The sequence below is a fragment of the Nonomuraea sp. NPDC049714 genome, from assembly GCF_044465295.1.
Taxonomy (GTDB): Bacteria; Actinomycetota; Actinomycetes; order Streptosporangiales; family Streptosporangiaceae; genus Nonomuraea.
This window is the reverse complement of sequence record NZ_JBITLM010000036.1, coordinates 1-2186: the sequence shown is the minus strand read 5'-3', so window position 1 is coordinate 2186 and position 2186 is coordinate 1. Positions and strand designations below refer to the sequence as shown.

The following is a 2186-nucleotide window of genomic DNA, read 5'->3' as shown; positions in this document are numbered from 1 at the left end:
TGTCAACGACGGTCGAATCCTGACCCCCTGGCGACGTCTGAATCTTGACCCCCTGATGTTGTCGTTGGTTATTGTTCGTGCTCAGGTCGGGCCGGTGGGACGCGGCCCAGGTCGCGGTTCTTCAGCCGGTAACTGTCTCCCTTCAGCGAGATCACTTCGGCGTGGTGGACGAGGCGGTCGATCATGGCGGCGGCGACCACGTCGTCACCGAACACCTCACCCCACCGGCCGAAGGGCTTGTTGGAGGTGACGATCAGCGAGGCGCGTTCGTAGCGGCTGGAGACCAGCTGAAAGAACAGATTCGCGGCTTCGGGCTCGAACGGGATGTAGCCGACCTCATCCACGATCAGGACCGGGACGCGGGCCAGCTTGACCAACTCGTCCTGGAGCTTGCCGGCGGCGTGCGCGTCGGCCAGGCGGGCCACCCACCCGGCCGCGGTGGCGAAAGCAACCCGGTGACCGGCCTGGCAGGCGCGGATCCCCAGGCCGATCGACAGGTGCGTCTTGCCGGTGCCGGGCGGGCCGAGGAAGACCACGTTCTCTTTCGCGGTGACGAAGTCCAGCGTGCCCAGATGCGCGATGACCTCGCGTTTGAGCGAACGCTGGTGCTCGTAGTCGAAGTCCTCCAGGGCCTTGCGGGCCGGGAAGCGGGCGGCGCGGATACGGGCCTCACCTCCGTGGGAGTCGCGGGCGGCGACCTCGCGCTGCAGGCAGGCGGCCAGGAACTCCTCATGCGTCCAGGACTCAGCGCGGGCCCGCTCGGCCAGCCGCTCAACAGCCGCCGCCAGCGACGGCGCCTTCAACACCCGGCTCAGATAGGCCAGTTCGGCGGCGACATTGCGCCCGCTCGCGGACACCGTCGATGCGCCGGCGCCGGTCCCGCTCGCCATCACGCCACCCCCTCAACGCCAAGCAGCGCGTCGTAGTCACCGAGCGCGCGTTGTTCCACCTCGGTGTCCACCGGCGCAGCCACGGCCTGCAGCCGGACCGAGCGCAGCGCCGCCGCGGCTCGGGCATGGGCCGGGTCGGTGAGGGTCTGGTGGATGTCCCAGCAGCGCTCGTGCCGGGCCACCAACTGCCCGGCACAGGTCACGCTCACATGCTCCAGATCGGCGACGACCTCGACCAGGCGGCCGACCGCCGACGGATGAACGGAGTAGTCGTTGGACGCGACGCGCACGTAGTGATCGCGTGCCAGCCGGGTCGAGCTGCGCCAGCCGATGATCGGAGCAACCGGCGGCAAGGCCACCATCGCCGCCCGATCGGCGTCGATGCGATCGGCCGGGCGGCAGTCCAGACGCCGGTGATGGCGCTGGTTGGCCCGCTGCAGCCAGGGCTCCAACTGGGCGTTGAAGTCGTGCGGGCCGGTGAAGACGCGCCCGGGCATGAACGAGGTCTCCAGATAGCCGTTGGCCCGCTCCACCAGCCCCTTGGCCTCCGGATCACCCGGCCGGCACTGCAGGATCCGGACGCCGAGGGTGCCGCGAAAGGATTCGGCGTCCCGGGTGAGCTGCGCCCGGCCGCCCTTCCACGCCCCGATCGCACCCTCGTTGTCCCACACCAGCGTCTTGGGGGTGGCGCCGAGCAGGGACAGCAGCGCCCACATCCCTGCGAACAGGTCACCAGCGGTGCGGGAGGGCAGCATCCGTGCCATCAGCCAACGCGAATAGCCGCAGGCCAGGACCAGCACCGGCAGGCTCATGCCACGGTTAGGCCCGACCGGGATGCGCGCCGGCGGGAACCACAGATCGCACTGGGCCAGCTCGCCGGGCTGGTAGCTGGTGCGCGAGGCTGGATCGAGCGGCCGATACTCCGGCCGGATCAGCCGGACGCGGTCCTTGAGCACGGTCATCGACCGCTGCCAGTCGATCCGCTCGGCGATCACCGTCGCGGGCATGTCCGGCCACTGCCGCAACAACTCCCGGATCTGCGGTTCCACCGCATCCACGACCGACCCTCTACCCGGTCGCTGATACTTCGGCGGCTCCTCGGCCGCCAGCGCACGCCGCACCGTGTTCCTGGCGACGCCCAGCTGTCGCGCTATCGCCTTGATCGGCATTCCCTCGGCCCGGTGCAGCCGACGGATCTCCGCCCAGTCCTCCACCTTGATCACCCTCCAGATTGAACTCTGCAGGGGGTCAGATTTCGGCCGTCGCCTGGGGGTCAGTATTCACGCGCCGTCGACA

Annotated in this window: 2 protein-coding genes; both read right to left on the bottom strand. The window is 69.5% G+C overall.

Annotated features, from left to right (window positions below; all coding sequences use genetic code 11):
- Window positions 1–68 precede the first annotated feature (68 nt).
- Window positions 69–890, bottom strand: coding sequence for an IS21-like element helper ATPase IstB (gene istB, locus ACIBQX_RS50595; RefSeq protein WP_355041650.1), 822 nt, complete (start codon window positions 888–890; stop codon window positions 69–71).
- Window positions 890–2113 (bottom strand): IS21 family transposase, encoded by a 1224-nt coding sequence (istA, locus tag ACIBQX_RS50590; protein ID WP_397017867.1) that lies wholly within the window; start codon window positions 2111–2113, stop codon window positions 890–892. The genes istB and istA overlap by 1 nt, the downstream gene beginning before the upstream one ends.
- Window positions 2114–2186 lie beyond the last annotated feature (73 nt).

Coding starts and splice junctions, on each gene's coding strand:
- istB (WP_355041650.1), bottom strand. CDS start 890: ATGGCGAGCGGGACCGGCGCCGGCGCATCGACGGTGTCCGCGAGCGGG.